The organism is Planococcus sp. A6, assembly GCF_028823615.1.
Classification (GTDB): domain Bacteria; phylum Bacillota; class Bacilli; order Bacillales_A; family Planococcaceae; genus Planococcus.
On record NZ_JAPEHT010000201.1, the window covers coordinates 1 to 3890 of the forward strand.

Consider the following 3890-nt stretch of genomic DNA (forward strand, 5'->3'; position numbering starts at 1 on the left):
GTAACTGTTGATTCAGCTGCTGCGGCTTTCCTGCAACAGTTCTTTTTTTCGCGTCGACCAGTTAAAGGCGATGAAGAAGCAGACGAGCAGGATGAAGGTTCCTGTGATATACGGGAAGCTCATGTCGATGTCGAAGAGAATCCCGGCAAGCGCAGGCCCGATCATATTGCCGAGGCTCATGTAAGCATTGTTCATCCCAGCCGCATATCCTTGCGAGTCACCAGCAAGTTTTGAAATGAGCGTGTTGATTGCCGGACGCAGGAGGGAGGCGGCCGTGAAAAAGACAGCTGCCACGAAAAGAATCGTCCAGAATGTATTGACGAAGAGAATGCCGATCATGGCAGCGGCTGAAATGAGCAGATTGACGAGGATGACGCGCATCTCGCCGAAACGCTTGAACAAACTGTCGATGACGAAAGTTTGGACGATGACGCCCACAAAGCCGCCAACAGTGATGACAACCGAGATTTCCTTCGGCGTGAATTGGAATTGCTTATCGACATACAAGGCGATTGTCGATTGGAAATTTGACAGCCCGAATGCAAAGATGAACATGACCAGCAGCATGACGAAATATGGTGTGTAGACAGAGCGTTTCATCTGCTGGTACAAATTTTCTCGTTTATAATCCACAGCCTGCACCGCTGGTTTGACATTCGGCAAGGCGAAGAAGGAGAGCAAGGCGGACAACAAAGCGACAGAGGTCGCGACATAAAACGGGAATTGCAGGCTGACTTCAGAGAGGAAGCCGCCGATACCCGGCCCGATCATGAAACCGAGAGACATCGAAGCGCCGAGCAATCCCATTCCTTTGCCCCGTTCTTCGTAAGTTGTGATATCTGCTACAAATGCCATCATCGGCGGGATCAGGAATGCGCCGCCGACGCCGCTGAAGAAGCGTGCGAGATAGAGGACCCATAACTCGGTTGCCATGCCGAAGAGCAGCTGCGACAAGCCGAAAACGACCAGTCCGAAAATGATCAAGTTCTTGCGCCCGTATTTATCGGAGAGTTCCCCGGAAATCGGAGAAAATAGAAATTGGGCAAAAGCGAAAGTGGCGATCAAGGTGCCGAGCGCCTGGCCTGCGACACCGAATGTTTCCAGATAAGCGGGCATGATCGGGATGATGAGGCCAATTCCGCTCATGGCGATGAACATATTGAACATGAGTATATATAAGGCGAATTTAGTTGATTTGACGGCCATGAGGCTAACCTTCCCTCGTTTTTATTTCGTGTGGCTAAATTTTGGTGTTATGAACTTATTTACTATACCTTATTTAAACGGAAAAAAACAGGCAGAAGTTCTGCCTGTCATTTTTCCATATCCATCTTGAATTCCAAAAACAGTTCGTTGTAGACGCCGAGCATTTCGAGCCCGAGGTTTTCATAGACTTCGAGGCGGTCGCGCATTTCTTCTGTCGGATAGAAGCGCTCATCACCTGTCACTTCAGGATCCATCAACTCGAGTGCGGCTGCATTCGGGGAAGAATAGCCGACATAATCCGCATTTTGCGCAGCTACTTCAGCGTCGAGCATGAAGTTGATAAACTGATGTGCGGCGGCGATGATCATGTTATCGAACCAAAGATTGGAGCCTTCTTCCGGCACTGCATAATCGATGTCTTCATTGATCCACATCATATCTGCAGCTTGCCCCGACCAGGTGACGGCAACTGCCGCTTCCTCGCGGCGCATCATTTCGACAATTTCATCGCCGATAATCGCTTTGACGTTGGGCCCGAGTGTTTTCAGTTTATCGGTCGCTTCGCGCAATTCCCCGAGATCGGTGGAGTTCAGCGAATAGCCGAGGCTGTTCAAGCCCATGCCGATGACTTCGCGTGCGCTGTCGACCAAAATGACTTCCTGTTCGAGCGTTGGGTTCCATAGGTCATCCCAGCTTTCGAAAGTCTGCCCTTCGAGAAGAGTCGGATTATAGGCGATGCCCACGGTGCCCCAGAAATACGGGATAGAATATTCGTTGCCAGGGTCGAATGGCAAATCCAAGAAATACGGATCGATGTTTTCGAGATTCGGGATCTTACTGTGGTCGATCGGCAACAGTAAATCGTTTTCCTTCATTTTTTCGATGGCGTATTCCGAAGGCATGGCGACGTCATAAGACGTTCCGCCTTGTTCGACTTTCGTCATCATCGATTCATTCGAATCAAATGTCTCGTAGATGACCTGGATGCCGGTTTCTTCTTCAAACTGGCTGATCAGTTCGGGGTCAATGTATTCACCCCAGTTATAGACCGATATCGAGCCGCTGCCGCTGGTGGCAGAACTGCTCTCCAACAGATGGACGGCGTAGAAAAGGACGGCGGAAATGATTACGATCGCTGCACTTGCTCTAATGATGCCTTTCATGGTCGTGTCCCTCCTGTTCCAGCATTCGCCCCGGAGCGCTGATTAAAGAAATAATATCCGAGGACAAGGCCAAGCGTCACAACGAAAATCAAAGCGGACAAGGCATTGATCGTTAGCGTGATGCCTGCTCGCGCCATCGAGTAAATCTCAACGGACAATGTCGCAAAGCCATTGCCGGTGACGAAGAACGTGACAGCGAAATCATCGAGCGAATACGTCAGCGCTAGGAAAAAGCCGGCGAATATCCCCGGTTTGATGTAAGGGATGATGACGCGCGTCAAAATATCGCGCTGTGATGCCCCAAGGTCCGTCGCCGCGTCAATTAAGCTTGAGCTCATTTCCTGCAGTTTTGGCAATACCATGATGACGACAATCGGGATGCTGAAGGCGATATGCGATACCAGGACGGACGCAAAGCCGAGCTTGACGCCGACCATCGTGAAGAGAATCAGAAACGATGCCCCGATGATGACATCCGGGCTGACGATCAATACGGTGTTCAAGGACAAGACGGCGTTGCGCATTTTTCGGTTGCGCAGGAAAATGATGCCGATGGCGCCAAGTACGCCGATCGCTGTCGAGATGAGTGCAGACAGCAAAGCGACGATGACCGTGTTCAAGACGATGATGAGCAGGCGTGTGTCATTGAATACGGCCGCGTAATGCTCCCAAGTGAAATCTTCAAAGCCGGACATGGTGCCGCCGCTATTGAAGGAATAGAAAATCAAATAGAAAATCGGGGCATAGAGAATAAAAAAGACGAACGCCAAATAGATTTTAGCGGGTTTACTTAGCTTTGCCATTCAATGCCCCTCCTTTCTCTTTCGGGCCTGTGAGCAGCATGATGATAATCATGAACAAGATCAAGAACACGGCGATCGTCGAACCCATGCCCCAGTTTTGCGTCACCAGGAATTGCTGTTCGATGGCCGTACCGAGCGTGATCACTTTATTGCCGGCGATAAGCCGTGTAATGACGAACAAGGACAAGGCAGGGATAAAGACGGCCTGCACGCCGGATTTGACGCCGTTGATCGCCAGCGGAAAAATGACGCGGCGGAATGTTGTCCACTGGGATGCACCGAGGTCGCGCGATGCGTCAATCAAAGCCGGATTGATTTTATCGAGCGAGTTGAAGATCGGCAATACCATGAACGGGATGAAAATATACACGGCGACAAAAACGAAGCTGAAGTCGGTGAACAGGATCTGAAGCGGTCCTGCACCGAAAAATTGGATCAATTGGTTGGCAGGCCCATACAGCCCGAAAATACCGATGAACGCATAGGCTTTGAGCAACAGATTGATCCACGATGGAATGATGATCAACAACAGCCAGAGTTGCTTATGCTTTGTTTTCGTCAGCCAATAAGCTGTTGGATAGGCAATCAGCACCGAAATGAAAGTGATGAGGAAGGCATACCAGAACGAGCTGAGCGTCATGCGGAAATAAGTTGATGAAAAGAAATTCGCGTAGTTTTCTAGAGTGAAATCACCGGCTAAATCAAGAAAAGAAAAATA

At 49.9% G+C, this 3890-nt stretch carries 4 protein-coding genes; all 4 read right to left on the reverse strand.

Annotated elements, in window-relative coordinates; genetic code table 11:
* Positions 1–12 precede the first annotated feature (12 nt).
* Positions 13–1206 carry an MFS transporter gene (locus ON064_RS17510; RefSeq protein WP_274625781.1) on the reverse strand — a complete coding sequence of 398 codons (1194 nt, stop codon included), beginning with the start codon at positions 1204–1206 and terminating at the stop codon, positions 13–15.
* 107 nt (positions 1207–1313) lie between these two features.
* Positions 1314–2369 carry an ABC transporter substrate-binding protein gene (locus ON064_RS17515; RefSeq protein ID WP_274625782.1) on the reverse strand — a complete coding sequence of 352 codons (1056 nt, stop codon included), beginning with the start codon at positions 2367–2369 and terminating at the stop codon, positions 1314–1316.
* Positions 2366–3172: an ABC transporter permease gene (locus ON064_RS17520; RefSeq protein WP_058383448.1), complete on the reverse strand. Its 807-nt coding sequence runs from the start codon at positions 3170–3172 to the stop codon at positions 2366–2368. Before ON064_RS17520 ends, ON064_RS17515 begins: the two co-directional genes overlap by 4 nt.
* Positions 3156–3890, reverse strand: a 735-nt coding sequence (locus ON064_RS17525; protein WP_274625783.1) for an ABC transporter permease, incomplete at its 5' end; no start/stop codon positions are given. The genes ON064_RS17520 and ON064_RS17525, both read right to left, overlap by 17 nt.